Genomic DNA, 25,692 nt, shown 5'->3' on the forward strand with positions numbered 1-25,692 from the left:
AAGAAAGCCAAGCCCGCCAAGCGCAGCGCACCGAAGCGCGCGCCCAAGAAGAAGGCCGCGGCGAAGCCGCGACGAAAGAAGTCGGTGCCGCGTCCCGTGAGCAACCTGGCGTTGGAGCTCGACGGCATGGCCTACGTGCGCAAGCGCATCCGCGAGATCCCGGACTTCCCGCAGCCCGGCGTCTTGTTCCGGGACATCATGCCGCTGCTCGCGGATCCCAAGGGCTTCCACATCGTGCTCGACGCTATCGCGGAGCGCTTTGTCGGCGAGCACATCGACGCCGTGGTGGGCATCGAGTCGCGGGGCTTCATCTTCGGCGGCGCCCTGGCGGCACGCCTGAACGCGAGCTTCGTGGCGGTGCGCAAGAGCGGCAAGCTGCCCTACCGGACCGACAAGGTGAGCTACTCCCTGGAGTACGGCGAGGCGGAGCTCGAGATGCACCGGGATTCCCTGAAGGAAGGCGCCCACGTTCTGATCGTGGACGACCTGTTGGCTACCGGCGGCACGGCCCACGCGGCGGCCGAGCTGGTGGACCGTCAGGGGGCCCACGTGGCGGCCTTCGCCTTCGTGATCGAGCTCGAATCCCTGGGCGGAAGGGCCGTTCTCGAGCCCGCGCCGGTGGTCAGTATCCTCAGCTACCCGTGACGGACCTTTGCGCCCGGGCGCGGCTCGGGTGAAAATGGCCGGATGCGTAGGTGGGCTTTGGGGCTGGCGCTGACGGCGCCTCTATTTCTCTTTGCATGCTTCGACGAGGGCAGCGCGGTGTCGTCCACCGGCACCGGCGGCACCGGCGGAGGCTCGATCCCGGTGGGCGGTGGAGTGGGGGACGAGTGCTCCACCCAGAAGCCGTGTCGTCCGGGCCTCGCCTGTGAGAGCGGAGTCTGTGCGCCCGGCGGTACGCTGACGGCCGGCTCGCCCTGCGTGATCAGCGGTGAGTGCCAGGATGGATTGCAGTGCGCCCAGGGCACCTGTCAGAGCGCGGGCAGCGGTGAGGCCGGCGACTCCTGCAGCGGCGACCTCGACTGCATGAGCGGCCTCAAGTGCACCCTCGTGGGCTTCTCTGCTCAGTGCGCTCCGGAAGGCAGCGGCGACGTCGGGGCAGATTGCACCACTGCTGCGGACTGCTTCGCGGGGCTCGCCTGCAATCAGAAGAAGTGCGGCCCGCCGCTACCCGGGATGCCGTCCTTCGGTGGCAGCACCTGGCAGGGCGTGGACTGCGAAGCGCCGAACCCCGACTCCGTGCGCGCCTACTTCGAGGTGCCCGGCGTGAGCGACCCGGCGGGGCAGACCGGCGACTTCTTCCGGCTTCCGTTCCCCAACGACGTGCGCATCGAGGGCGGCAAGGTGAACCTCGACGGCTTCCCGACGCCGGGGGACGAGCTCCTCGGGTTCGATCCGGTGCAGCGCTACGTGGACGCGGTGGCGGCCAGCGAGAGCGGCTGGAGCACGTATCCCACGGTGATCTTTCGCTTCAGCGGCCCCATCAACTTCGACACCTTCAAGGTGAAGAACAACGTGAGCCCGGTGATGTGGATCGACGTCACCCCGGGCGCGCCGGAGTACGGTGACAACGCGGGGCTGTCGTGGTTCGCCTCCGGCGGGCGCAGCCACTACGTGTGCGACAACTGGTTCGGCGTGCGACGACCGCAGGGCGCGCCGCTGGTGCCCGGTCACACCTACGCCGTGTGGATGACCACGGCAGGGCAGTCCGAGAGCGGTCAGCCCATCGCCCGCAGCCCACAGCTCGCGGCGCTGCTCGCCAGCTCCGCCCCCGGCGACGCGAAGCTGGCGCAGGCCTACGCCAAGTACAAGCCGTTCCGCGACTACCTGGCGGACAAGGCCATCGATCAGAGCACGATCTTGAATGCCTCCGTGATCACCGCGAGCGCCGTTCGGGATCCGATGGCAGCGCTGGCCGCTGCCGAGAAGGCCGCGGGCGCGCCGGCAGTGAAGAGCTGGGTCAAGTGCGGCGGCGGTGCGGTCTCTCCCTGCCCCGATGCCACGGGGGATCGCGCCTGTGGTGACGGTACCGCGGACTACGACGAGTACCACGCGCTCGTCAGCCTCCCGATCTTCCAGAATGGAACGCCGCCCTACGAGACCGAAGGCGGCGACATCGCCGCGGCTCCCGTGCGCACGGAGGACGTGTGCATGGCGCTCACCGTGCCGAAGGGCGCCATGCCCGCGAACGGCTGGCCCGTGGTGGTCTTCGCCCACGGCACCGGCGGCTCGTTCCGCAGTCACATCCGCCCGGAGGTCGCCGGCACCTTGAGCAAGGCCGAGACGCCGAGCGGCGCCGTGGGCTTCGCGGTGCTGGGCATCGATCAGGTGCAGCACGGGCCTCGCCGCGGCAGCTCCACCGCGTCGCCCGACAACCTGTTCTTCAACTTCGCAAACCCCAAGGCCGCCCGCGGAAACCCACTACAAGGCGCCGCGGACCAGCTGGCCTTGGCCCAGCTCGCCGCCACCCTCGACGTGACCGCCGCGGATACCGGCGGCGCCGACATCAAGACCGACGCGAACGCCGTGATGTTCTTCGGCCACTCCCAGGGCTCCACGGAAGGCAGCCTGATGCTGCCTTACAGCGACGTGTACAAGGCCGCCGTGCTCAGCGGCAACGGCGCGAGCCTCATCGACGCACTGCTCAACAAGACGCAGCCCGTGAACATCAAGGGCGCGCTGCCCTTCGTGCTGGCGGACTTCGACAGCAGCGGCAACCTGTTCGGTGGCGACATGCACCCGGTGTTGGGCCTGTTGCAGCAGTGGATCGATCCCGCCGACCCGCTGAACTACGCCGTGGCCGCCACGCGACTGCCGCTCACCGGCATGACGCCGAAGCACGTATTCCAGACCTACGGCCTGGACGATCACTTCAGCCCGCCGAAGACGCTGGCGACCTTCGCCCTCGCGGCGCGCCTCGAGCTGGCCAGCCACGACCCGAGCGTGGCCACGCCGGACGCCATCGCTCAGCTCCCGGAACAGGCCGTGCCCCTCGCGGGCAACGTGACCGTAGGCACCGACACCGTGACCCTCGGCGTGCGCGAGTATCAGAATGCGTCGGGCAAGGACGGCCACTTCGTGGTGTTCGACGTGCCCAGCGCCAACGCCGACATGGCCCGCTTCCTGGGCATGGCCGCCGCCGGCGACGTCCCCGCCATCGGCCAATAGATCTTGTCGGTCCGCCGCGGAACCACCGCGCCGCAACTTGACCATAATAGATGGTCATATTAGACATCTTTTGTGGACTGGAAGATTGCGCAGGCGAAACAACGCTTTTCGGAGGTGGTGCGCCGCGCCGCGACGGAACCTCAGCTGATTCACAACCGAGACCACTTGGTCGCATCGGTGCTCGGCCCGGAGGACACGGCGGAGTTCCTTGCGTGGCAAAAGCGCCGCCGCGCCAGCGTCGCGAGTGCGCTGACCGAAGCACGGGCGATCTGTGCGGAGGAAGGCTACGCACTGGAGACCGAGCCGCGCGCTGATCGACCAAACCCTTTGCTTCGGACCGCGAATGCTTGTCGACACGAACGTCATCAGTGAGCTCATGCGTCCGCGTCCCAACGCGAAGGTGCAGGCCTGGGCGGAGCGTCAGGAGTCATTCGACCTCAGCGTGGTTTGTGTCGAGGAGATCCTCTTCGGTCTCCGCGCGCGGCCAAGCTCGCGACTGCTTTCGTGGTTCGAGGAGTTCGTGGATCACTACTGCCGAGTGCTGCCGATCAGCGCCGCCATCGCTCGGCGTTCCGCCGAGGTCCGGGCCGAGCTTCGGGCCCGCGGCAAACCGCGGACGCAGGCGGACATGCTGATTGCCGCGACGGCATTCGAGCATGGCGTGGCGCTCGTCACCCGCAACGTGAAGGACTTCGAGGGATGCGGGATCCCGCTGCTCAATCCCTTTGAAGCCTTAGGGCCTGTCCGGAAATAGCAGCTGCTATGATCGCCGATCCTCTCGCTGCGGCGGGCGGCCTCGTCGCTACGCTCCTCGAGCTACTTCAGTAGCCCTCCGGTGCTCGCTCCTCGGGCGCCCGCCTCGCTTCGGTCTCGGCGCTCTCGCGACGCAGTTATTTCCGGACAGGCCCTAAAGCAGCGCGGCGGGGAAGGGCATGACGCGGGCGATGTCGCGCTCGCCCAGGCTCAGGGCGATGAGACGATCCACGCCCAGGGCGTTGCCCCCGGCGTGGGGCATGCCGCTTTCGAGGGCCGACAAAAAGCGTTCGTCCAGCGGGTAGCTGGGACGGCCGAGACGCTTTCGGAGCGCGCGATCCCGCTCGAAGCGCCGCCGCTGCTCCCGCGCGTCGGTCAGCTCGCCGAAGCCGTTCGAGAGCTCCACGCCCGCGAGGTACAGCTCGAAGCGCTCGGCAACGGTGGGGTCCGCCGGTGACGGCCGCGCCAGGGACGCCTGACTCAAGGGGTAGTCGCACAGGAAGACCGGGCGGCGGCGCTCCGCCAAGGCCGGCTCCACGCGGTCCACGAGCAGCTCGAAGAAGCGATCCTCGTCGCGCTCGGCGAGGGCCACTGCGTCCGGCTCCTCGGCGAAGCGACGAAAGGCGTCCCGCACCGTCATGCGCTCGAAGGGGCGCCGCACGCTCACGCGTCGGCCGGCAACGTCCACGCGCTCTCGGCCCGCGAGCTCCTTCACCACGGCGCACACCACGCGCTCGGTGTCCTGGATGATCGCGTCCTGTCCCGCAAAGGCGCGATACCACTCGAGCATCATGAACTCGGGCTCGTGCAGCGCGCCCTGTTCTTCGGCGCGGAAGCAGTGGGCCAGCTGGTAGATGCGCGGCATGCCGCCCGCGAGCAGGCGCTTCATGTGGTGCTCGGGCGAAGTCGCCAGATAGCCGCCCTCGGCCGTGAGCGCGTCCACGTGCAAGTCTTGGCCGGGCATCCGCACCCGTAGCGGCACGTCCACCTCGACGAAGCCGCCGCGGCGGAAAACGCCGCGAATCGTCGAGAGGGCGCGGCTCCGGGCTTCGAGGCGTGAGCCCACGCCGTCGAGCACCAGGCGCGCCGTCTCCGAGCCCTGACGGATGTCGCCGACGGCGCGCCGCTCGACCAGCACCGCGCTCTCGATCCGCTTGCCCGCGCGCTCTCCGCGCACCACGACGAGATCGCCCACTCGGGCTTCGCTGTCGTGCGCCAGCGTCACCGAAACGCGCGCCAGCGCGTCACACAGGATCCAGGTGCGCCCACGCACATCGAGCACGCGCCCGCCGACGGTGATGCGACGTCCCCGCGCTCGGCCGACGTCGCTGGGGCTGTGGATGGCCACGTTAGCCGCCGGCGAACACGCGCGCGGCGAAGGAGGCGATCTGCGAGCCCATCCAAGGGCCGGCGATGGCGAGCGCCACGGCCACCACGACCAAGCGCGGGAGGTGGGCGAGGGTGATGTCCTGCACCTGCGTGGCCGCCTGGAAGATGGCGACCAGGAGACCGGCAATGGCTGCGATGCCCACGATGGGCAGGGACACCGCGATGGATAACAGCAGCGCTTCCTGGCCCAGGGCCGACAGGTGCGTGACGGTCGGCATCTCAGTCTCCGCTCACGTCCGACGCGGCGTCCGACGCCCCCGCCTCGGCATCCGCCTCGGCATCCGCGCTCGCGTCCGTCCCGGCGTCCGCACCGGAAACGCCGCCGCTGCCCGCCGCGCCGGCTTGCCCCGCGCTGCCCCCCGTGCCGCCGCTTCCCCCGGACGCCACCGCGGCGTCCACGCTCGGATCCGGATCGAAGGTGCTGACGGCCGGCTGACAGGCGTTGGTGCTCGGCTTCGCCGGTGGCCGCGGGCAGCACACCGAGTCTCCCGCCTTCACTTCGAACCCCGCGCGACACACGAGACCCGCCGCGCAGTCATCGTTGCCATTGGCGCGATCGCAGCTCTCGCCCTCTTCGCTCCGGCCGCAGCCGGTGGCGGCGACGAGTCCGATCGCCAGTGCGCTCGCGAGGGTCCGAAGGGTTCGCCGCATGGAGGGGCTCAGTCCGTGGATGCGTCCTGAGCGCCCGCGTCGCTTCCGGCGCTGCCGCTCTGGCCCGCCGAGCCGCTCATGCCACCCGAACCGCCTTGGCCCGCTGAGCCACTCGCGCCACCGCCGCCGCTCGCGCCCGCAGCCCCGGCGCTTCCCGCCGCTCCGGCCGCGCCGCCGCTGCCGCTGTCCGTGCCGCCGTCCGTGCCGCCGGTCCCGGTGGTTCCCTTGCGGATGCAGCGGTCGTCCGTGTAGCCGTTGGGCGGGCAGCAGCGATCCGTGGAGTTGTCGAGCAGCTCGTCCGAGGGCACGCACACCAGGCCGCTCTCGCAGTCGTCGTTGCCGCTGTTGTTGAAGTCGCAGCGCTCTCCCTCGCCCTGGCGCGCGCACGCGGAGATGATCAGTGCGGCACCGAGGGGGATGGCCAAGATGGTGCGGAGGGCACCGCGGGGGCGTCGAAGCATCGTGCGCGCACGCTAAATCACAAGGGAAACTTCGGCAATAGCCTACTGGGCTGCCAGGCTGGTATCCCGCCGTAGGCTGCCGACCGACATGCTACGGTCGCTCCGATGAGCCCGAACGTGGACGAGGGTAGGGCCCTGCTCGACACCCTCCTCGTCGCACTCTGGGGGGCAAGCTACGCGGAGCGGAGCCAGGTGGCGCCGCCGGCCCCTCCGACCGCAGACCTGTCCATCGGGCTCGACGGAGCGACGCTGCGGATCGCATCGTCGAGCTGGTCCGAAGAAGGGCACCTGTCGATGGCCCACACGGTCGCCGAGCGCGTTTGGTGGAGGCTGGGCTGGTCGATGCTCCAAGGCAGCCACCCAGGGAACAGCCAGTTGGCGGTAGATCGAGACAGAAACGCCTTCTACGGTGAGGTCGCTGCATCTCTCGTGGCGGCCGCGTGCGAATGGCCTGAGGCCGAGCGCTACACGTTGCTGGGCATGCTCCGAGGAGCCGACGCCGACGGCCTGGGCGTGCTCGTCGAGAAGCATGCTTTCGTGCTTCAACCGGACTCGTTCCAGGAAAACGAAGCGTTCATCGAGGAGCTGTTCGACGGCCGTCGAAAGGCCTCTCGCCTCGCGCTCCTGGATCGCACCGCGGAGCTCAGCCACGATCCTCGAGTATTGCGCCGCCTGCGCGTCGTCCTCGAGGCAGCGTACTTGGTGGCTGGATGCCACTGGGAAGATCCCTACGGCGTCTTGCAGCGGAGCGAGCCCCTGCTCGAGGCCGGCCTCGGGAGCGACGTGCCCGTAGTTCGTGAAGCGGCACGGTTGCTGCTCGACCAGATGGTCCGCTACGCAGTGAACGGAGGGGCCTACGATGTCGCGCTGCCGCTGTTGGACCGGAGCGTTCTGCTCGGTCCGAACTTCGCGCTGCAGCACTTGCGGCGCTGGCGAGCGCGGTTGGCGATGGGACTGGCGGACGCGGGGTCCGATTGGTCGGTGTTTGCCGATTCGGTCTCGAAGGTGGCTCAGCTGAGCGGCGATCCAGTGTGGCAGCTTGCCCGCGACGTGATGTGGATCGATGGTCACATCGAAGCTGCCCACGCCGCCATCGCGCAGCGCGACGGCTGGCCCACGGCGGAGGTCCGGCGCGGGCGTGCCAAGAAGGCAAAGCCGCCCAAGAAGTCCGAGGCTCAACGCCACGAAGCACGGCGCGCCCAGCTGCTGCAGGAAGCGGTGGAGCGCGTCAACGAGCTGCCGGATCCCTTCCTGCTGCCCCTTCAGTTCGAGACGCGCCACGTTCGAGTCCATGGCCGCTCGCAGTTTCAGAGCCTCTTCGATGCACTTTCGTCGTGATCGACGTGTCTGGCCGACCTGCTGCGGTTCCGCGGCGAACCGACAGCCTGGCGCTCAGGCATCGGCCGAGGCGTTGCCCCGGCGATCCTTCGCTTCCACGGCTTCGGCGAACAGGCCGACGTACTCCACGGCGCTGATGATGGAGAACACCAGCGAGACGTAGACGAGCCAGCGGCCGACCACGATCAGATCCACCACGCCGAGGTCGTAGAAGCCCAGACTCAGGTGATACGGGTAGCCGACGATCAGGGCGACGATGCCGATCATCTGCAGCGCGGTCTTGCTCTTGCCGCCGCCGCCGGCGGCGATCACCACGCCCTCGCTGCTGGCGATGGAGCGCAGCCCCGTGATGGAGATCTCTCGGGCGAGGAGCAGCACCACCGCCCACTGCGGGATGCGACCCATGGGCACCATCCACACCAGCGTGGCCATCACGATGAGCTTGTCGGCGAGGGGGTCCATGAATTTGCCGAACACGCTGACCACGTTCATCTTGCGCGCGAGGTAGCCGTCGAGCAGATCCGTGATGGCCGCCACGCCATAGGCGATGGCCGCCCAGGCGCAATCTCCCGGAGTGCCGCGCGACAGTAGCCACAGCACCAGCGGAATCATGACGATGCGACCCATCGTCAGCAGGTTGGGGAGGTTCCACACGTCCTGCGTCAGAGAGCGGCGGCGCGCGGCGCGCGTCGCGGGATCGACGCTCTTGCGCCGACGAATGCGGCGCCAGCGTCGCGAAGCCGGAGGTCTGTCCTTGCGCGCCATGAGCGGAGCGAGATGGTAGTACTACGCGGGGTCGATGAAAACGGCGCCCTGGCCGGAGAAGGCCACGAATCCGCTGACGTTGGCGGGCGCATTCGCCGGTCGCACCGGCTGGGGCAGGAGGCGACCGGTCCAGCCCACCACGTCGTCCCCGCGGAGCAGCGCGCCGCCATCGCCGACCTCCACCACGGAGAGCTGCGTCGTGGCTCGGAACAAGAGCGCGCCTTCTCCCGACAGCTGCACCATCGGCACGTGCTCCACCATGCCGGTGCTCAGCCGCCCGCTCTCGTGGCGGAGGGCCGAGTCGAAGCCCACGAGGCGGTCCTCGCGCACGTAGAAGAACTCTTTCTCGAGCACCACGGGCACCAGCTGCGTCCCTTCGGGGCTGGCGATCATCAGCGAGCCCGTGCCCTCGAGCAGCACCAGCGGCGCACGCAGGCCGCCCAGGGGCTCGTCCGTGTCGCGACCTCGGCTGCGTCGCCGCAGGGGGTTGCCGCGGAACTCCCCGCGCTCCGGTTCCAGGGCGCGCACCCAATCGAGGCGTACGGCGAAGGCGCCTTCGACGCGCACCACGGCTAGCCGCTCCGAGCGCAGACGCAGCCGTTCCGGTGCGGGCACGCGGATGCTGAGGCCCGCGATCAATTCGGCCGGGGCGAACGCAGCGTGCGGCGGCGGAGCTTCCGTCGGGGCCAACGAAGTCCGCGGTGGGAGGGTCTTGGGAGCGCGGCGCGAAGGTGGCGGCAGCCGCTCTTCGCCGAGCTCCACGGCGTGCCAGCGACCGAAGCGCGACAGTGGATCGCTGCCGTCCTCCCGGGCGAAGGGCGACAGCTCTTCTTCGAGCTCTTGGATCGCGTCGGCAGCGGCCCGGCGCACGGCCTCGCGATTCACACCGCCCTCGCTGGGCTCGGGTTGGGCCAGCTCCGCCACCACCCGCTCCATGCGGCGCGCCATCTGCTCGTGGCCCGCGCGGTGGAAGGCCTCCAGCGCCTTCTCGAAGTCGTTCATCCGTTCGTACAAAAGGCCCAGGTAGCCCCAGGCGCGGCGGTGGTTCGGGACCCGTCGCGTGACCTCCTCGAGCACCTCGCGAGCGAGGGTGTTCTGCCCCGTCTTCAGGTAGCAGAGGCCGAGGTTCACGCGCGGGGTGATCTCCGTGGGAACGGCGCGAACCAGGTCCTCGAAGATGCGAATGGCCCGCGGGTAGAGGCCGAGGCGGAAGTACACGACGGCCAAGAGGCCCTGGCCTGCGGCGTCCTGCGGCTGTAGGGCGAGGGCGCGCTCGAGCTCTTCTTTCGCCTCACCGACGCAGTTGTCCTGCAGTAGCTCGCTGCCGCGGTACAGATGGTAGAGGAAGTCCTCGCCGTCGAAGTTGCTCGACGGGCGCTCGGAATCCACGGCCCCCTCGGGCGGAGCTTCCGCCACGCGCTCGGAAACAGCGCGCAAGGAATCGAGCTCCGGGGCAGACTCCCTCGGACCAGCCATTGGCGCACAGCGTAGTTCACTCGACGCTGCGCGACAGGACTATTCCTCCGAGCAGTGCTCCACGGCCTGCGCGAGGGAAAAGCGGCCCTCGTGCAAGGCGCGGCCGACGATGGCAGCGGCGATGGGCCCGTCGGCCTGCCGCAGCGCGGTCAAGTGCTCGAGACGCCCGACACCACCGCTGGCGATCACCGGAAGGGGGGTCGAGCGCGCGAGGCGCGCCGTCTCCGCCACGTTGGGGCCGACCTCCATGCCGTCGCGCTCGATGTCCGTGTACAGCACGCCGGAAAGGGGCCAGGCAGACAGCTCCTCGACCAGATCGATGGCGGCGATCTCGCTGGTCTTCTCCCAACCGTCCGTCGCGACGCGTCCCGCCCGGGCGTCGACGGCGACGATCACTCGGTGGGGAAAGCTCGCCGCCGCGCGCTGCACCAGGCCGGGGTCCTTCACCGCCGCGGTCCCGAGCACCACGCGATCGACGCCCAGGGCAAACGCCTGCTCCACGGCTTCCAGGCTGCGCAGGCCGCCACCGAGCTGCACGCCACTGCCGAAGGCCTGCACGATACGACGGATCACGTCGCCCTGCTCCGAGTGGCCGGAACGCGCGCCTTCGAGATCCACGACGTGCAACCGTTCCACGTGGGCGCGCCAGCCGCGGGCGATGTCCTCCGGCGCGTCGGGGTAGGTGGTCACGTCGTCGTAGCTGCCCTTGCGCAGCCGGACGACCTTGCCGGCGATCAGATCGATGGCGGGGATCAGCAGCATCAGGTGCTCGCGAGGAAGGCCCCGAGTAACGTCAGGCCCGCGCGCTGGCTCTTCTCGGGGTGAAACTGTACGGCGAAGACGTTGTCCTTGCACACCGCGGCGGTGACCCGATTTTCCCCGTAGCTGCAGCTGGCGCGAGTGACCGAGGTGTCCTTCGGCACCGCGTGGAAGGAATGGACGAAGTAGAAGAAGGTGCCCTCGCCGCCGGCCTCCGCAAGCCACGGATGTGCCGGTTCGCCCAGCTCGAGGGGATTCCAGCCCATGTGGGGGATCTTCACTCCCGTGGGGTCCAGCCGCTCCACGCTGCCGGCAATGACGCCCAGGCCGTGCTCACCGGGAGCTTCCGCGCTGCTCTCGAACAAGACCTGCAGACCCAGGCAGATACCGAAGTAGGGAGTGCCGCGACCAATGGCTTCTTCGAGCGCGCTCCGCAGGCCACCCGAGAGGGCCCGGGCGCAGTCGCGAAACCCACCCTGGCCCGGCACCACGATGCGATCGGCTCGCCGTACCTGCTCCGGATCCGACGCGCGGACCACCGCGACCGAAAGGCCGCGCTCGCTGGCGGCGGCGGCGAGGGCCTTCTCCACCGAGCGCAGGTTGCCGAGGCCGGTGTCGACGACGACGACGGCCACGGCCTTAGACCAGGATCCCTTTGGTGGAGGGCACGCCGGGCGCGCGAGGGTCGAGCTCGAGCGCCGCACGCAGCGCCCGGGCGAAGGACTTGAAGCAGATCTCCACGATGTGATGGAGGTTCTCGCCCTCGTGCAGGACCACGTGCAGGTTCGCCTGAGCGGAGCGAGCGAAGGCCTCGAAGAACACCGGGGCGAGCTCGACGTCCCAGGTGCCGATCTTCGCCTTGGGCAGCGGCACCCGCCAGACGAAGAAGGGGCGACCGGACAGATCCAGGGTGGAGGTGACCCGCGCTTCGTCCATGGGCAGCGTGGCCCAGCCGTAACGCCGGATCCCTTGGGCACTGCCGAGCGCGTCCAGCACGGCCTTGCCCAGCACGATGCCCACGTCCTCCGTGGTGTGGTGGCCGTCGATCTCCACGTCTCCCCGGGCGTGGACGTCCAGATCGATGGCGCCGTGGCGCGCGATCTGCTCCAGCATGTGGGACAGGAAGGGTAGGGGTGTGTCGATCGAGCTCTGGCCGGTGCCGTCCAGATCCACGCTGATCCGGATGTCGGTCTCGCGGGTCTTCCGCTCCACCGCGGCGCGGCGAGGGTTCACTTGAACTCCTCGATCTTCCACTCTCCGTGCTCTCGCAGGAGCTCCACCGTGCCGCCGGCGCCGTAGGCCATGGTGGCGCGCTCCCCGATGCGCTCGAAGCGCGCGGTGGGCAGGGCCGCCTCCAGGGCCTGGGTGAGGCGGTCCATCTCTTCGCGCTGTTCGCCCTCCCACGCCTTCTTGAGCTTGGCGGCGTCGAGTCCTTCGGTCTTGGCGTCCGGCACGAAGCGCATCAGCACGTCGTAGCGCTTGTTGTCGTAGGCGCGGATGAAGGCGCGCACCGCGGCCTCCGGCGTGGCCTGGCTGTAGAGATCGATGGCCGAGCCATCCACCCGCCAGTTGCCGTTCTCGTACACCAAGAGCAGAGACTGGCCGTTCGGAGCCGTGACGGTGGCGGTGACCAAGGGCGGTCCGCTGGGGCGGGCGAGGGCGCGAGCGATGTCCCGAACCTCTTCGGGATTCTCTCGAACCATGCGCTGGAAAGCCTCGAATGGGATGCTCTTCTTGGCCTCGTCGCTGAGCAGCACGTAGGCGTCCTGCACCCGGCCCTGGTTCAGGGCGCGCGAGTAGGCGTCGAGCGTTTCCCGGGGCCCCTGGGCCGCTTGGGACCCGCTGCATCCCGCGGCGAAAATCAAGGCACCGGCCAGTCCGAGCGCCCGGCTGCGACTCGCGAGCTTCACGAGGCCCGCTTACCACAGCCTTTGGCACGGAGCGACAGGGCCGTTGCACTGGACGCCGCTGGCATCCGTACTACTGTCTGGGCACATGGCCCCGTCCGCATCCTCTCGGTCGGCACACCCCGACCGAGTCGCGATCCTGCCGCTGAGGAACTCGGTGTTGTTCCCCATGTCGGTGGTGCCCATCAACGTGGGCCGGCCGCGCAGCGTGCAGCTGGTGGAGGATCTGGTGGGCCGGGACGACGCGCTGGTGGGCGTGCTCGCCCAAAAGAGCGCCGAAACGGTGGAGCCCACCTTCGACGACCTGTACGAGGTGGGCACGCTCGCCCGACCGGTAAAGGTCATCCGTCTGGGGCCCGGCAACTACAGCGTGGTGCTCAACGGCATCGGGCGCTTTCGGATGAAGAAGGCGTTGGGGCTCGAGCCCTACATGCGCGCGGAGATCGAGCGCATCGCCGAACCCATCGGCGAAGACCCGGAGCTCGCCTCCCTGGCCGGGCGGCTGCGGGAAAGCACCCGTAAGGCGCTCTCGCTGATGCCGAACTTGCCGAAGGAGACGCTGAGCGTGCTCGACAACGTGCGCGAGCCCGGTGCCTTGGCGGATCTGATCGCGTCCAACTTTCCGGAAGAGCACGCCAGTATCGCCGTGCGCCAGAGCGTGCTCGAGGCCCTCGATCCGCGGGAGCGGCTGGAGGCGGTCCAGAGCGTGGTGTCGCGGCAGCTGGAAGTGTTGCGCGTCAAGGACGAGATCACGACGCTGGTCACCCAGGAAATGAGCCGCTCGCAGCGCGACCTGGTGCTGCGCCAGCAGCTGCGCAGCATTCGCGAAGAGCTGGGCGAGGCGGGGGACGACGACGAAGTGGAGGCGCTCCGGGAGCGCATCGCCCGCGCCGAGCTCCCGCTGGAAGCCGAGAAGGCCGCGAAGAAGCAGCTCTCGCGGCTGGCCGGCATGCAGCCCCAGTCGGCCGAATACCAAGTGACGCGCACCTACGTGGAGTGGCTGGCGGATCTGCCCTGGAACCGCACCACGCCGGATCGCTTCGACGTGCGCGAGGTGCAGCGTTGTCTGGACGAAGATCACTTCGGCCTCAATCGGGTGAAGCGTCGCATCGTGGAGTACAGCGCCATCCGCCAGCTCCGGCGCGACAAGAAGGGCCCCATTCTTCTGTTCGTGGGTCCGCCGGGCGTGGGCAAGACGAGCCTCGGGCGCTCGATCGCTCGCGCCATGGGCCGCCGCTACGGGCGCATCGCCCTGGGCGGCGTGCGGGACGAAGCCGAAGTGCGCGGCCATCGTCGCACCTACGTGGGCGCGCTGCCCGGACGCATCATCCAAGCGCTCAAGAAGGTGGGGACGCGGAACCCCGTCTTGGTGCTCGACGAGGTCGACAAGATGGGCGTCGACATGCGCGGGGATCCCGCAGCCGCCCTGCTCGAGGTCCTCGATCCGGAGCAGAACGACGCGTTCGTCGACCACTACGTCGGCGTCCCCTTCGACCTTTCGGAGGTCACCTTCCTGGCCACGGCGAACTACCGGGACCAGATCCCCGAGGCGCTGAAAGACCGCATGGAGCTCATCGAGGTGCCGGGCTACACCCGCACCGAGAAGCGCGCCATCGCGCAGCAGTTCCTGGTGCCCAAGCAGCTCAAGGAGCACGCTCTCACGGAGCAGAACCTCAAGTTCGAGGCCGACGGCATCGAGACGATCATCGATTTCTACACGCGAGAAGCCGGCGTGCGCGGGCTGGAGCGGGAGATCGCGGCCGTGTGCCGGGACGCCACCGTGCGGATGGCGGACGGCAAGAACGTGGAAGGCGTGGTGGTGGAGCGCCCCTACGTGGAGGAGGTCCTCGGCATCCACAAGCACGAGCCGGAGGTCGCCGAGCGCAAGCTCGCGCCCGGCGCGGCAACGGGCTTGGCCGTCACCGGCGCCGGTGGCGAGCTCTTGCTCGTGGAGGCCACGCGCATGCCCGGCAAGGGCAACATCCACGTCACCGGCAGCATGCGCAACGTGATGAAAGAGTCGGCCGCCACGGCCGTGTCCTACGTGCGCTCCAAGGCCGTGCGGCTGCATCTCGACCCCGAGTGGCTGCGCACCATCGACCTGCACTTGCACGTTCCCCGCGGGGGGATCGCTCGGGACGCCGCCAGTGTCGGTGTCCCGATGTTCGTGGCCGTGGCGTCCCTGCTGTTGGACGCTTGCGTGAAGCCAGACGTCGCCATGACCGGCGAGATCACCCTGCGCGGCAGCATCCTTCCGGTGAACGGCGTGAAGGACAAAGTGCTCGCTGCCCACCGCGCAGGCATTCGCGACATCGTGATGCCGGAGCGCAACTCCCGGGACCTGGAGGAAGTACCGGACGAAGTCTGCCAGGACATTCGCTTTCACTTCGTGTCTCGGGTGGAAGAAGTGCTGCCGCTGGTGCTGGCGCCGCCGGAGCCGGCCAGCGCCACGGGCGTGAGCGTGCCGCCGGCGCCCAGTGGCGAAGCACGCCCCTGAGAGCGTGACGGCCCTCGCACCGCTGTTCCGTTCGCGGTCGCAGCTCGTCGCCGCGACCATCGCCGTGGTGCTGCTCGGCGGCATCGGCTTCTTGCCGCTGTTCGGCGGGCCCGGCTACGAGGCTGCGCTGGCCGCGGGGTTGGTGCTTCCGGCGCTGGGGGCGGTGGCCACCGCGGTGGAGGTGGCCAGTGCCCGACCAGCACCCCTGGACGCCTACGGTCGCGGCCTGCTCTCCGGATTTCGCCTCGCGCTGTTGGCCCTGCTGGTGACGTTGGCCCACGGCTTTCGCGTGGGCTTCTGCGATCCGTGGGACGACATCGCCCTGTTTGCCTTGGGCCCCGGGGTGGGCGCGGTGATGGGCGGCGCCTGGGGCGCCCTCGTGGGGCTCTTGGCCGGCGCGCGGCGGCGGCCGCGGCTTTGGGCCGTGGTGCTCGCCTTCGCAGGGCCGGTGGCCGGCTGCCTGATCAGTCTGTGGCGCTTCTTCTCGAGCCCCATGGTGTTCGCCTTCGATCCCTTCTTCGGCTTCTTCGCGGGGCCGCTGTACGACACCGTGATCACCGGGACCCGAGGCTTGCTCAGCTACCGCGCGGGGAGCCTCGCGACGCTGCTCGCCGGCGCGGCGCTCTTCCAACACCTGGACGAGCGGTTCGGCCGGCGCTGGGGCGTGATCCTGGGCGGCGCTCTGGCCGCCGCCGCGTCCCTCGGCATCACCGTGGCCGGCGGCAAGCTCGGTCACTGGAGCACGGTCTCCACCATTGCCGAGGAGCTCGGACGCAGCGTCAAGAGCGAGCGCTGCAACGTGGTCTACGACGCCGGCATCTACGAGCGCGACGCGCGGCTGTTCGCCGAGGAGTGCAGCGCCCACGTGCGTCAGATCGAGGCCTACTTCGACGCCAAGGGCCCCGATCACGTCACGGCGTTCCTGTTCCTGAACGAAGCCCAGAAGGGCCGTTTGATGGGCGCGCAGTCGACCTACATCGCCAAGCCCTGGCGGCGGGAGATCTACGTTCAGTTCGCCCGCTATCCGCACCCGGTGGTGGGCCACGAGCTGGCCCACGTGGTGAGCGGCGCCTTCGCGCCGGGGCCGTTCCACGTCGCTGGGCCGCTGCACGGCTGGATCCCGGACCCCGGCCGTATCGAAGGCGTGGCGGTGGCGGCGCGCCCGGACGAGGACGACGATCTCTCGCTCGCCGAGTGGGCTCGGGCGATGCGCGACGAAAAGCTCCTGCCGCCCCTGTCCCGGGTGTTTCGCCTGAGCTTTCTGGGGGAAAACAGCGCCACGGCGTACACCGTGGCGGGCGCCTTCGTGGCTTGGTTCCACGACCACTACGGAGCCCGCGCCCTGCGTGAGTGGTACGGCGGCAAGACGCTGCCGGAGGTGAGCGGCGGCAAGGATCTGGCCCAGCTCGAAGCCGAGTGGATGAAGTATCTCGACGGCGTCACCCTCGACGACCGCGCTCGCATCGCAGCGCGTGCCCGCTTCGACCGGCCGGCGATCTTCGGTCGCCAGTGTCCGCACGTGGTCGACGCGCTGGCGCAGGAAGCCGGCGGCAAGCTCGGCGCCGGCGATCACGTGGGGGCAGAGGAGATCTACCAACGCGTGCTCGTGCTCGATGCGCACAACTTCGCGGCGCGCATGGGCCTCGCGGCGTGTGCGTCCCGCGCGGGAGACGCACACGAAGCGCGCCGTCGCTTCCAGGCGATCGCCGACGATACGTCGCTCACGCGCCTTCTACGCGGAAGCGCGGAAGAGGGCATTGCGGACATGGATCTGTACGCGGGAGACGTTGCCCGCGCGCGGCGCGGCTATCGCGCTCTGGAAGCCATCGTGGCCAACGCCGATCACCTGCGCAGCCTTGCGGTGAAGTCGAGCACCACGAGCGAGGTGTCACGGCAGGCTATCGTGCGACTCTTGATCGGCGATCCCGAGCTGGGCCGCGACTTCGCGGACGCGGCGAGCTGGCTCGGCCGCTGGAGCGAGCTCGAGCCCGGGGACGGCACCGCGGACTATCTGCTCGGCCGCAACCTGTACAACGGCGGGCGCTACACGGACGCCGCGGCGCGGCTCGACGCTGCTCTGGCGCGCAAGCTCGAGATCCCGGAGGTGGCGCGGGAGGCGCTGTGGATGCGCGCCGTGGTCGCCTGCGCTCGGGGGCACGCGCCGGTGGCCCGCGGCGCCATCGCGCAGTACCTGCTGACGCCAGGGCTTTCGGCATCGCGCCGGGCCGGGGCGCGGGCCTTTGCCGCGCGCTGCGGTGCCCTCTGACCGCGACGGGATTCGCGCCGCACCAACAAACCAGCTATAGCCAGCGAGCGGATGGTGCGGCGAGAGCTTCTTCCCTTGGTGCTGGCCCTGGGCCTGCACATGGGCGTGTTGGCGCTCGGGCGGAGACTGCCCGAACGCTTGCTTGGGCCGCGCCCGGCGCCCACGTCCGAGGTCGAGGTCGAGCTGGTGCCCACGCCGCCCGCGGACACCGCGCCCGCAGAGCCCCAGCCAACGGAGCTTGGCGCGGTCGCCGCCGCAGCCGCGGGGCCCCGACTCGCGCGGGCGGTGCTGCCCAAGGGTGGCGGCGACGCCACCAGCACGCTGCCGGAAGGCTCCGGCGAGGATGAGGCCCCGGCGGCGGGCGTGGGCAGCGGCACGCCGGCGCCCGGCCCGGCGCCCGAGAAGCCGGTGAACCTCGGCCTCGGCGGCGACATCGCGTGGATGTATCGCGGGCGCGCACCGGAGGTGCAAAAACCCCGGCGTCGTCATCAGAGCGTAGGCGCCCTGACGGAGGGGCTGGAGGCACGAGATCGCGCTCACGGTCTGACCCGCGGCGGCGTCGTCGCCACGGTGGCCCACGGTGTGGCCCTGCGCGTGGGGCCGACCAAGGGTCGCGCCACCTTCGTGGTGGACACCGACCCGAGCGGCCGCGTGCGTTCCGTGGTCACCGCCGGCGTGAACGGCGACCGTGAGCTGTGGGAGCGAGTGGCCCGGGCGCTGCTGGCGGCGCTGCGCGCCAAGCAGCTGCGGGTGCCCCCCGGCGCTGCGGGCCTTCGCGTCACGGTGTTGGTGGAGGCGAAGGTGCAGATGCCCAGCGGGCGGGATCCTTCCCGGGGCAACCTGCAAGTGCACGGTCCCGGCGCTCAGTTCGACGTCGCCGACATCGGTGCAACCGGGCGCCGACTGATCTCCAGCCGAGTCCTGGACGAACAGATCCTTTGAGCTCAGCGCGTTCGGTCGGAGGTGACGCGGCCATCCACCAGCTCGATGGTGCGGTCCGTCCGCTCGGCGAGTCGGGGGTCGTGCGTCACGATGAGAAAAGTGATGTTGCGCTCTTTGTTGAAGCGCCGCAAAAGATCGAAGATCTCGTCGGCGGTTTGCGTGTCGAGGTTGCCAGTTGGCTCATCCGCCAGCACCAACGCTGGCTCTGCCATCAGCGCGCGGGCGATGGCGACGCGCTGTTGCTGCCCACCTGAGAGCTGGCTGGGCTTGTCATCGCAGCGCCGCCCAAGGCCTACTTCCTTCAGTAGCTCCCGTGCTCGCCGGAGGTCCGCTGGCTTTCTGCGACGAGCGGCAATGATCCGGGGCATGGCAACGTTCTCATCTACGCTGAGCGCCGAGATCAGGTGATGGAACTGAAAGACGAAGCCGATGCTGCCACCGCGTAGCAGCGTCAGCTCTCGTTCGGATAGCTGTGTGGTCTCCATACCTCGCAGCAAGATGCTGCCGCTGGTCACGCGATCCAAGAGGCCCAGAAGATTCAGCAACGTGCTCTTGCCGGAACCGCTCGGCCCGATGAGCGAAGCGAATTCCCCAGGGTCGAGTCTGAGATCGATGCCATGCAGGACTCGGCTCACCACCGCATCGCCATAGTCCTTGGTTACCCCTCGCAGCCTGACAATGGGGTCACTCATGGCGGATGGCAACGACAGGGTCGAGTTTTGCCGCTCGCCGAGCGGGCATGGCTGCAGCGGCTACGCCGGTGAACGTGGCGATGGCGACCGCGCGAGCTACCAGGGTTCCCGTAAGCGCGACGGGAAAGGTGGGGGAGCCGTCGCCGTTGGCCGCCAGACTCTGAAACAGGATGGAGAGGCCGGCCCCCAAACCGGAGCCCAAAAGCGAGCCCCCGACCCCGACGAGCGCGCCTTGGATGAGAAAAACCAGGAGAACGTCGCGCCGAGACGTGCCCATGGCGCGCAGGATGCCGATCTCTCGCCGCCTTTGTACGACGCTCACGATGAGCACGCTGGCGATCCCCATCGCTACTGCCACGATCACGAACACCTGGATCATGGTGCTGGAGCTGCTCTGCGAGCGGAGTCCCGTGAGCAGCTCGGCGTTGGTCTGCATCCAACTGTCTGCGACCTGGCCCGTCCGGTCGGCGATGCGCTCTGCGATGGATTGGGCGTCGAAGATTCGCTCCACCTTCACTTCGATGCGCGAAGCCCCGCCCACCAGGTCGAGGAGCGTCTGCCCGCTGCGGAATGGCACCAGCACCCAGCGTCGGTTGACGTCTCGATTGCCGAAGTCGAAGATGCCGCGCACCGTGAAGAGGTCGGCGTGACCTTGTCCCGCCTCCAGACGGAGCTTGTCGCCGACGTTCAGCCCCAGATCCTTCGCCAGCTCCACGCCAATGATGGCATCGGTTCCCGAAAGCGAGTAGCGACCGCGGACGACGCGCTCGGCGACCGGAATGACGCGGTTGAAGGAGCTCGCGTCCACGCCAAAAAGCGCAACGGACTGACTTGCGTTGCCCCGCACGGCGAACGCCGAGCCACTGACGATCGGCGCGGTCGCAATCACGCCGGGCTCTTCTCGCACCGCCCGGTCCACCTTCTGCCAACCGTCGATGGAACGGATGCGTTGCGCGCGCTGTTCCACCCGCGCAGCTACCAACGCATCTGGCGGAGACAGCAGCTGGCGAGCCTTTTCGTCCGGGGGGCGCACTACGACATGGGCCTGGCTCCCGAGGGTCTTGTCGATCAGGCTTTGCTGCAGGCCGTCGATCAGCGCGGAGAGAAACACCAAGACGGCCACCCCGACGCCGACACCCGCTACAATCAGCAGCGTCTGTGCACGCCCTTCCTTCAAGAAGCGAAGCGCAACGAACCAGCTGAGCGGCATTTACGCCCCTCCGGCGACGCGCACGCGGCTGCCGGCCGATACTGCCGCGTTCGCTTCCAATACGGTGGATCCCTCGTCCAATCCCTCGAGGATTTCCACGTGCTCGTCGCCGCGGATCCCGAGGCGAACGTTCTGGCGAGTGGCATGGTCGCCACGAACCACCATGACCCAAGGCGAATCCCCGCCGAGCTCATGGATCGCGTCGGCGTCGATGACGAGCGCGTTCTTACGCTCGGCCACCTGGATCTCGATGGAAACCGTCATCGCTGGGCGCAGGTAGCTCGGCGGCTTGGGGACCTCGAGGCGCAGCTCCACGGTTCCCCGCCGTGGATCGACGGATGGTGCGATGAACGAGACCTTCGCGTCGAAGCGGTCGCTTGCATACGCTTCGGCAGAGGCCGTAGCCGCCTGACCGACCGTCAACAGTGAGAGGTTCTTCTCGTCGGGCTCTGCGAGCAACTGGGTGAGACCGGTGCGCGCCAGGGTCAGTACGACGCGCCCAGGAGCGGCTAGCTCGCCAGGCTCCACGCTGCGATTCAACACGACGCCGTCGACGGGGGCTCGCAGCACCGTGCGTTCCAGGCGCACGTTGGCGGCACGTAGCTCCGCCTCGGCGAGGGCCAAGTCGGCGTGCGCACTTTCCGCATCCGCGCCGCCGGGGCGCGCTGCGTCGGCTTGCACTTTGGCCGCCGAGAGCTGGCTCTTGGCCACGTCTAGCTGGGTCCGGGAGCGATCCAGCTCGCTCTTGGCGATGGCACCGGAAGCGTAGAGCTTCTCGTCCTCGGTGTACCGGCGTTGGCTTTCGTCGCGCCGCGCCTCGGCTTGAGCCAGCGACTCGTCCAGGACCTTCGCGCTCACGTTCCGCACCTGCCGACGCTTTGCTCTGGCGCGGGCGAGGGTGGCTTTCGCCTGCGCCACGGCCACGAGGGCGTCCTTGTCGTCGAGGCGCACGAGGATGTCGCCCTTGCTCACGCGGTCGCCCTTGTCGACTCGTACATCGAGCACCTCGGCCGAGATGCCGGCGGAAATGTCTATCTCGGCGGGTGCCATCACCCGGCCGGTAGTGACCACGGTCTGGACGAGGTCGCTGCGAACCGGCTTGAGCGCCGGCAGGCGCGGACCCAGCAGGCGTGGCGCCAGCAGCACCGCGGCGGCGCCTGCGAAGAGCAGTCCAGCGCAGACCATCACGAGCTTGCGGTTCATGTCGGCGAACAACATCCTGCCACTTTGCCGCAAAGCATGGTGCTCCGGCTCTCGACGACCAGGGCCGACCGGTGACAGGAATCAGGGGCCGTGCCGGCGAGACCAGGGGCCTGACCTGGGCACAACTCACCGCGCGAATGAAGCATGCATCCAACGCCCTTGCTTGGCCGCTGCGCCGGGGGCAAGGTTCGCTCCCATGGACGCGAAGAAAGACGAGCTGGCGGGCGGCATTGGTGAAATCGATCGCGGGCGCTTGTTCCAGCGCCTGGGCCTGTCGGAGGAAAACCTCGGGACCTTCCACGGCGAGTGGATCGGCTCGGGGGACGTGCTGGAGGTGACCACGCCCATCGACGGCAGCGTCATCGCTCGCGTGAAGCAGTGCACCGAAGCCGAGTACGACCAGGTGATCGATCGCGCCCAAGCTGCGTTTCGCGCCTGGCGCGTGGTGCCCGCCCCGAAGCGGGGTGAGGTGGTGCGACGCCTGGGCCACGCGCTGCGCGAGCACAAGCGGGAGCTCGGAGCCCTGGTCGCGCTGGAGAACGGCAAGATCCGCGCAGAGGGCGAGGGCGAGGTCCAGGAGATGATCGACATCTGCGACTTCGCCGTGGGTCTCTCGCGGCAGCTCTATGGGCTCACCATGCACTCCGAGCGCCCCGGCCATCGCATGTACGAGCAATGGCATCCGCTCGGCGTGGTGGGCGTGATCAGCGCCTTCAACTTCCCGGTGGCGGTGTGGTCGTGGAACGCGGCCCTGGCCTGGGCGTGCGGCGACGCCGTGGTGTGGAAGCCCTCGAGCAAGGTGCCGCTCACGGCCATCGCCTGTGCCAAGATCGCCGCCCGCGTGTTCGAAGATAGCGGCTTCGATCCCGCGCTTTCGTCCCTGGTCATCGGCCGCGGCGCCACCGTGGGCGAGCGCATGCTGACGGATCCGAGGGTTCCGCTGATCAGCGCCACCGGCTCCTGCCGCATGGGGCACCGCGTGGGGCGCATCGTGGGCGAGCGGCTCGGGCGCACCATCTTGGAGCTCGGCGGCAACAACGCCATCATCGTCAGCGAGCATGCCGATCTGGAAATGGCCGTGCGCGCCATCCTGTTCGGCGCCGTGGGCACCGCGGGCCAACGCTGCACCTCCACGCGGCGCATCCTGTGTCACGAGAAGGTCTACGACACCCTGAAGGATCGGTTGGTGAAGGCCTACGGGCAGGTCGAGATTGGCGACCCGCTGGCGGACGGCACGCTGATGGGCCCGCTGATCGACACCGGCGCCGTGGACGACATGATGCGCGCCATCGCCCAGGTGAAGGAGCAGGGCGGCAGCATCGTGTGCGGCGGCGAGAAGCTCAGCGGAGAGCAGTACCCCGGCGGCTGCTACGTCACGCCCTGCATCGCCGAGGTGAAGAACGATTTCCCCATCGTGCAAGACGAAACCTTCGCGCCCCTTTTGTACTTGATCCGCTACTCGAATCTGGACGAAGCCATCGCGCTGCACAACGACGTGCCGCAGGGTCTTTCCAGCGCCATCTTCACGACCAATCTGCTGGAGGCCGAAGCCTTCTTGAGCCAAGTGGGCAGCGATTGCGGCATTGCCAACGTCAACATCGGCACCAGCGGCGCGGAGATCGGCGGCGCCTTCGGCGGCGAGAAGGAGACCGGCGGCGGTCGCGAGAGCGGGTCGGATGCCTGGCGCGCGTACATGCGGCGCCAGACCAACACCATCAACTACAGCCGGGAGCTTCCCCTGGCCCAAGGCATCAAGTTCGGCTGACTCTTGTTGGGGCGGCGCGATGCCCGTCGCGCCGGGTAGGAAAGAATTTCCATTGCCGGATGAAGGCCGTTCGGCTTCCATCCCGCCCGCTGCAGCATGATCCGCGTCTTCATAGCTGACGACCACCCCGTGCTGCGCGAAGGTGTGGCCACGGTCATCCGCGGGCAGCAGGACATGGCGTTCGCCGGCCAGTGCTCGCGTGCCGACGACGTCGGCACCAGCAGCGGCTGGGACGTGCTGGTGCTGGATCTCTCGCTCTCGGGTTGGGACGACGTGGAGCTCGTGCAGGCCGCCAAGGGTGCCAACGCTCGCGGTCGCGTGCTCGTCTACACCCAGATGCCGGAAGGGGCGCGGGCGCTGCGAGCGCTCAAGGCCGGCGCGGACGGTTTCCTCTCGAAGTCGCGGCCGGTGGAGGATCTGCTCACCGCCATCCGCACCGTGCACAGCGAGGGCAAATACGTCACCGGAACGCTGGGGGCGCTGCTCGTGGCGGAGACCTTGAACCCCCGCGGCGCGCCCCACGATGCCCTTTCCGGGCGCGAGATGGCGGTGCTCGTGCGACTGGCTTCCGGCATGCGCCAGTCGACCATCGCCGAGGTCTTGGGCGTGCAACCCAGCACCGTGAGCACGCACCTGAAGAGCATTCGCCACAAGCTGTCGCTCGAGTCCAACAGCGAGCTCGTGCGCTACGCCGTCGAGCATCGCTTGGTGCGCTGAGCCATGACGGACCGGCGGGTGGACGCCGAGCTGGTCGTCACGCTGTACGCTTCCGCGACGGCGATGGTGACCGCCAACATGGTGGCGGCGGTGCTGTTCGCTTCGGCCCTCGCCGTGGCGGAGCAGCATCCCCCGGCGGCCGTGTGGGCGGTCGTCGTGGTCGCCGTCGGCAGCGTCCGGCTGCTCCTGATCCGAAGCTATCGCCGCGCCGCCCCCAGCGGGGAGGAGCTGTTTCCGTGGCGACGGCGCTTCACCCTGCACGCGCTCGCCTACGGCGTGGTCTACGGCCTCGGCGTGTGGATGCTGTGGACGCCGCATCCGCTGGCGCAGCTCGTGGTGTTGCTGTTCCTGGCCTCGGTGTTCCTGGGCGGCATGCTGGGCCTCGCCGCCCACGTGCCCACCTGGGTGGCGTTCACGTCGCCGCTCCTCGTGGGGCTCGTGGTGCGCGTGCTCAGCAGCTCGGGTCCAATGCAGATCTACGCCGCCACGAACCTCTTGTTCTATGCGGCGGCGCTGTTCTTCGTGCGGCGCACCAACGCCATGCTGCGTCAGACGATCGCCATGCGCTTCGACAAGGAGCGGTTGCTCGAGGAGCTGCGCGAGGAGAAGCAGCTGGCGGAAGACGCCAACGCCGCCAAGAGCAAGTTCCTGGCAGCGGCCAGCCACGACTTGCGCCAGCCCCTCCACGCGGTGCGTCTGTTCCTCAGCGCCCTGAGCACCAGCAAGAGCGACGCCGAGCGGGGGGAGCTGCTCGACAAGCTCACCGGGGCCACCAGCGCCCTCGGGTCCCTGCTGGATTCCTTGCTGGATCTGTCCAGGGCCGACGCCGGCGTGGTGAAGGCGAGCCCCGGCGTGTTCGCCGCGCGCGGCGTCCTCGACGCCATGGAGCTCGAGTTCGCTGACGTGGCCCGCGCCAAGGGGCTGCGCTTCTCCGTGATGCCGTGCTCCGTGTGGCTCTCGACGGATCCGGAGCTCTTGACGACGATGCTCCGAAACCTGGTCTCCAACGCCGTGCGCTACACCGAGCGCGGCGGCGTGGTGGTGGGCTGCCGACGCCGAGAGCGCAGCGCGGTCATCGGCGTGTGGGATACGGGTCCGGGCATTCCCGAAGGGGAGCACGCGGCCATCTTCCGCGAGTTCCACCAGCTCGGAAATCCAGCGCGCGCGCGCCAGCTGGGCCTGGGTTTGGGGCTCGCCATCGTGCAGCGCTTCGCTCGCTTGCTCGGTCACGAGATCGTGCTGGCCTCGCAGCAGGGTGCGGGCTCCTTCTTCGGCCTCGAGGTGCCCCGCGTGGACCGCCGCCCTCCGCAGCCTGCGGAAACCCATACCGAACCGGTCTTCCTCGACGACCTGGAGGTGCTCGTGCTCGACGACGATCCGGACGTCGTCGCCGCGACGGAGGCGCTCCTGCGCCGTTGGGGCGCGACGCCCGCGGGACATTCCGATCCCGAGGCGGCCCTCGCGGCGGCGGAGCGGGCGCCGCCGGACGTGGTGATCACCGATCTGCGCCTGCCCGGCGAGCGCGACGGCTTCGCTTGGCTGGAGGCGTGCCGGCGCCGCCTCGGGTTCGACGTGCCCGCATTGATCGTCACCGGAGACACGGCCCCCGCGGTGCTCCTCGCCGCCTACCAGCAGGGGCTCGTGGTGCTGCACAAGCCGGTGGCGCCGGCGGAGCTTCGGGCCGCCCTCGGACGTTTCGCGACGAAGCGTTCGTGAGGTTCCGCGGCGGACCA

General features: G+C 69.1%; 22 protein-coding genes. 10 read left to right on the forward strand and 12 right to left on the reverse strand.

The genetic code is table 11. The features are described 5' to 3' along the window. Positions 1-126 precede the first annotated feature (126 nt). The 3 genes from H6717_28065 (at position 127) to H6717_28075 (ending at position 3,922) form a co-directional block, all read left to right on the forward strand. The gene (locus H6717_28065) at positions 127-645 is read left to right on the forward strand and encodes an adenine phosphoribosyltransferase (protein MCB9580918.1); all 519 of its coding nucleotides are present in this window, start codon (positions 127-129) and stop codon (positions 643-645) included. Between the two features lie 42 nt (positions 646-687). Continuing rightward, positions 688-3,168 (forward strand): hypothetical protein, encoded by a 2,481-nt coding sequence (locus H6717_28070; protein MCB9580919.1) that lies wholly within the window; start codon positions 688-690, stop codon positions 3,166-3,168. A 343-nt stretch (positions 3,169-3,511) separates the two neighbouring features. Next, the gene (locus H6717_28075) at positions 3,512-3,922 is read left to right on the forward strand and encodes a type II toxin-antitoxin system VapC family toxin (GenBank protein ID MCB9580920.1); all 411 of its coding nucleotides are present in this window, start codon (positions 3,512-3,514) and stop codon (positions 3,920-3,922) included. A 153-nt stretch (positions 3,923-4,075) separates the two neighbouring features. On the opposite strand, the gene genX is transcribed toward H6717_28075, so the two are convergent. The 4 genes from genX to H6717_28095 all read right to left on the reverse strand — a co-directional run bounded on the left by genX (position 4,076) and on the right by H6717_28095 (position 6,422). Continuing rightward, complete coding sequence (genX, locus tag H6717_28080) at positions 4,076-4,999, reverse strand: EF-P lysine aminoacylase GenX (protein ID MCB9580921.1); 924 nt, start codon at positions 4,997-4,999, stop codon at positions 4,076-4,078. A gap of 271 nt (positions 5,000-5,270) precedes the next feature. Then, positions 5,271-5,528: a type III secretion system export apparatus subunit SctS gene (gene sctS / locus H6717_28085; protein MCB9580922.1), complete on the reverse strand. Its 258-nt coding sequence runs from the start codon at positions 5,526-5,528 to the stop codon at positions 5,271-5,273. 1 nt (position 5,529) lies between these two features. Then, positions 5,530-5,961 (reverse strand): hypothetical protein, encoded by a 432-nt coding sequence (locus H6717_28090; GenBank protein MCB9580923.1) that lies wholly within the window; start codon positions 5,959-5,961, stop codon positions 5,530-5,532. Positions 5,962-5,969: 8 nt separating this feature from the next. Beyond that, complete coding sequence (locus H6717_28095) at positions 5,970-6,422, reverse strand: hypothetical protein (GenBank protein MCB9580924.1); 453 nt, start codon at positions 6,420-6,422, stop codon at positions 5,970-5,972. Between the two features lie 105 nt (positions 6,423-6,527). On the opposite strand from H6717_28095, the gene H6717_28100 reads away from it, so the two are divergent. Further along, positions 6,528-7,760, forward strand: a complete 1,233-nt coding sequence (locus tag H6717_28100; protein MCB9580925.1) for a hypothetical protein — start codon at positions 6,528-6,530, stop codon at positions 7,758-7,760. A gap of 54 nt (positions 7,761-7,814) precedes the next feature. Here H6717_28100 and pgsA read toward each other — a convergent pair whose 3' ends face one another. From pgsA to hisB, 5 genes are read right to left on the reverse strand one after another with little or no spacing between them, the layout of a single operon-like run. Next, on the reverse strand, positions 7,815-8,525 hold the full coding sequence (pgsA, locus tag H6717_28105; protein MCB9580926.1) for a CDP-diacylglycerol--glycerol-3-phosphate 3-phosphatidyltransferase: 711 nt from the start codon (positions 8,523-8,525) through the stop codon (positions 7,815-7,817). Positions 8,526-8,546: 21 nt separating this feature from the next. Further along, positions 8,547-10,001: a tetratricopeptide repeat protein gene (locus H6717_28110; protein MCB9580927.1), complete on the reverse strand. Its 1,455-nt coding sequence runs from the start codon at positions 9,999-10,001 to the stop codon at positions 8,547-8,549. Between the two features lie 39 nt (positions 10,002-10,040). Beyond that, positions 10,041-10,763 carry a 1-(5-phosphoribosyl)-5-[(5-phosphoribosylamino)methylideneamino]imidazole-4-carboxamide isomerase gene (hisA, locus tag H6717_28115; GenBank protein MCB9580928.1) on the reverse strand — a complete coding sequence of 241 codons (723 nt, stop codon included), beginning with the start codon at positions 10,761-10,763 and terminating at the stop codon, positions 10,041-10,043. Continuing rightward, the gene (gene hisH / locus H6717_28120; GenBank protein ID MCB9580929.1) at positions 10,763-11,395 is read right to left on the reverse strand and encodes an imidazole glycerol phosphate synthase subunit HisH; all 633 of its coding nucleotides are present in this window, start codon (positions 11,393-11,395) and stop codon (positions 10,763-10,765) included. The genes hisA and hisH overlap by 1 nt, the downstream gene beginning before the upstream one ends. A 4-nt stretch (positions 11,396-11,399) precedes the next feature. Next, positions 11,400-12,608, reverse strand: coding sequence for an imidazoleglycerol-phosphate dehydratase HisB (hisB, locus tag H6717_28125; protein ID MCB9580930.1), 1,209 nt, complete (start codon positions 12,606-12,608; stop codon positions 11,400-11,402). 147 nt (positions 12,609-12,755) lie between these two features. Between hisB and lon the strand changes: the two genes are divergently transcribed. Genes lon through H6717_28140 form a run of 3 tightly spaced genes read left to right on the forward strand, consistent with a single transcriptional unit; the run spans position 12,756 to position 18,372 of the window. Further along, the gene (gene lon / locus H6717_28130; GenBank protein ID MCB9580931.1) at positions 12,756-15,164 is read left to right on the forward strand and encodes an endopeptidase La; all 2,409 of its coding nucleotides are present in this window, start codon (positions 12,756-12,758) and stop codon (positions 15,162-15,164) included. 4 nt (positions 15,165-15,168) lie between these two features. Beyond that, complete coding sequence (locus H6717_28135) at positions 15,169-17,430, forward strand: tetratricopeptide repeat protein (protein ID MCB9580932.1); 2,262 nt, start codon at positions 15,169-15,171, stop codon at positions 17,428-17,430. Positions 17,431-17,481: 51 nt separating this feature from the next. Next, entirely contained in the window at positions 17,482-18,372 is an 891-nt protein-coding gene (locus H6717_28140) for a hypothetical protein (protein MCB9580933.1), read from the forward strand. A gap of 2 nt (positions 18,373-18,374) precedes the next feature. On the opposite strand, the gene H6717_28145 is transcribed toward H6717_28140, so the two are convergent. Genes H6717_28145 through H6717_28155 form a run of 3 tightly spaced genes read right to left on the reverse strand, consistent with a single transcriptional unit; the run spans position 18,375 to position 21,477 of the window. Then, entirely contained in the window at positions 18,375-19,064 is a 690-nt protein-coding gene (locus tag H6717_28145) for an ABC transporter ATP-binding protein (GenBank protein MCB9580934.1), read from the reverse strand. After that, on the reverse strand, positions 19,057-20,274 hold the full coding sequence (locus H6717_28150; protein MCB9580935.1) for an ABC transporter permease: 1,218 nt from the start codon (positions 20,272-20,274) through the stop codon (positions 19,057-19,059). Before H6717_28150 ends, H6717_28145 begins: the two co-directional genes overlap by 8 nt. Further along, positions 20,275-21,477, reverse strand: a complete 1,203-nt coding sequence (locus tag H6717_28155; protein ID MCB9580936.1) for an efflux RND transporter periplasmic adaptor subunit — start codon at positions 21,475-21,477, stop codon at positions 20,275-20,277. 196 nt (positions 21,478-21,673) lie between these two features. Between H6717_28155 and H6717_28160 the strand changes: the two genes are divergently transcribed. The 3 genes from H6717_28160 to H6717_28170 all read left to right on the forward strand — a co-directional run bounded on the left by H6717_28160 (position 21,674) and on the right by H6717_28170 (position 25,675). After that, entirely contained in the window at positions 21,674-23,242 is a 1,569-nt protein-coding gene (locus H6717_28160; GenBank protein ID MCB9580937.1) for an aldehyde dehydrogenase family protein, read from the forward strand. A 96-nt stretch (positions 23,243-23,338) separates the two neighbouring features. After that, positions 23,339-23,959 carry a response regulator transcription factor gene (locus H6717_28165; protein ID MCB9580938.1) on the forward strand — a complete coding sequence of 207 codons (621 nt, stop codon included), beginning with the start codon at positions 23,339-23,341 and terminating at the stop codon, positions 23,957-23,959. A gap of 3 nt (positions 23,960-23,962) precedes the next feature. Next, positions 23,963-25,675, forward strand: coding sequence for a hybrid sensor histidine kinase/response regulator (locus H6717_28170; protein MCB9580939.1), 1,713 nt, complete (start codon positions 23,963-23,965; stop codon positions 25,673-25,675). The last annotated feature ends 17 nt before the right edge of the window (positions 25,676-25,692 follow it).

It is taken from the genome of Polyangiaceae bacterium (assembly GCA_020633235.1).
Classification (GTDB): domain Bacteria; phylum Myxococcota_A; class Polyangia; order Polyangiales; family Polyangiaceae; genus JACKEA01.

What these genes read in the sequence shown, in the direction of transcription:
- H6717_28065 (MCB9580918.1), top strand. Translation starts at nt 127, where the DNA reads ATGGCCTACGTGCGCAAGCGCATCCGCGAGATCCCGGACTTCCCGCAG.
- H6717_28070 (MCB9580919.1), top strand. Translation starts at nt 688, where the DNA reads ATGCGTAGGTGGGCTTTGGGGCTGGCGCTGACGGCGCCTCTATTTCTC.
- H6717_28075 (MCB9580920.1), top strand. Translation starts at nt 3,512, where the DNA reads ATGCTTGTCGACACGAACGTCATCAGTGAGCTCATGCGTCCGCGTCCC.
- sctS (MCB9580922.1), bottom strand. Translation starts at nt 5,528, where the DNA reads ATGCCGACCGTCACGCACCTGTCGGCCCTGGGCCAGGAAGCGCTGCTG.
- H6717_28090 (MCB9580923.1), bottom strand. Translation starts at nt 5,961, where the DNA reads ATGCGGCGAACCCTTCGGACCCTCGCGAGCGCACTGGCGATCGGACTC.
- H6717_28095 (MCB9580924.1), bottom strand. Translation starts at nt 6,422, where the DNA reads ATGCTTCGACGCCCCCGCGGTGCCCTCCGCACCATCTTGGCCATCCCC.
- H6717_28100 (MCB9580925.1), top strand. Translation starts at nt 6,528, where the DNA reads ATGAGCCCGAACGTGGACGAGGGTAGGGCCCTGCTCGACACCCTCCTC.
- pgsA (MCB9580926.1), bottom strand. Translation starts at nt 8,525, where the DNA reads ATGGCGCGCAAGGACAGACCTCCGGCTTCGCGACGCTGGCGCCGCATT.
- H6717_28110 (MCB9580927.1), bottom strand. Translation starts at nt 10,001, where the DNA reads ATGGCTGGTCCGAGGGAGTCTGCCCCGGAGCTCGATTCCTTGCGCGCT.
- hisA (MCB9580928.1), bottom strand. Translation starts at nt 10,763, where the DNA reads ATGCTGCTGATCCCCGCCATCGATCTGATCGCCGGCAAGGTCGTCCGG.
- hisB (MCB9580930.1), bottom strand. Translation starts at nt 12,608, where the DNA reads ATGCAGCGGGTCCCAAGCGGCCCAGGGGCCCCGGGAAACGCTCGACGC.
- lon (MCB9580931.1), top strand. Translation starts at nt 12,756, where the DNA reads ATGGCCCCGTCCGCATCCTCTCGGTCGGCACACCCCGACCGAGTCGCG.
- H6717_28140 (MCB9580933.1), top strand. Translation starts at nt 17,482, where the DNA reads ATGGTGCGGCGAGAGCTTCTTCCCTTGGTGCTGGCCCTGGGCCTGCAC.
- H6717_28145 (MCB9580934.1), bottom strand. Translation starts at nt 19,064, where the DNA reads ATGAGTGACCCCATTGTCAGGCTGCGAGGGGTAACCAAGGACTATGGC.
- H6717_28150 (MCB9580935.1), bottom strand. Translation starts at nt 20,274, where the DNA reads ATGCCGCTCAGCTGGTTCGTTGCGCTTCGCTTCTTGAAGGAAGGGCGT.
- H6717_28155 (MCB9580936.1), bottom strand. Translation starts at nt 21,477, where the DNA reads ATGAACCGCAAGCTCGTGATGGTCTGCGCTGGACTGCTCTTCGCAGGC.
- H6717_28160 (MCB9580937.1), top strand. Translation starts at nt 21,674, where the DNA reads ATGGACGCGAAGAAAGACGAGCTGGCGGGCGGCATTGGTGAAATCGAT.
- H6717_28165 (MCB9580938.1), top strand. Translation starts at nt 23,339, where the DNA reads ATGATCCGCGTCTTCATAGCTGACGACCACCCCGTGCTGCGCGAAGGT.
- H6717_28170 (MCB9580939.1), top strand. Translation starts at nt 23,963, where the DNA reads ATGACGGACCGGCGGGTGGACGCCGAGCTGGTCGTCACGCTGTACGCT.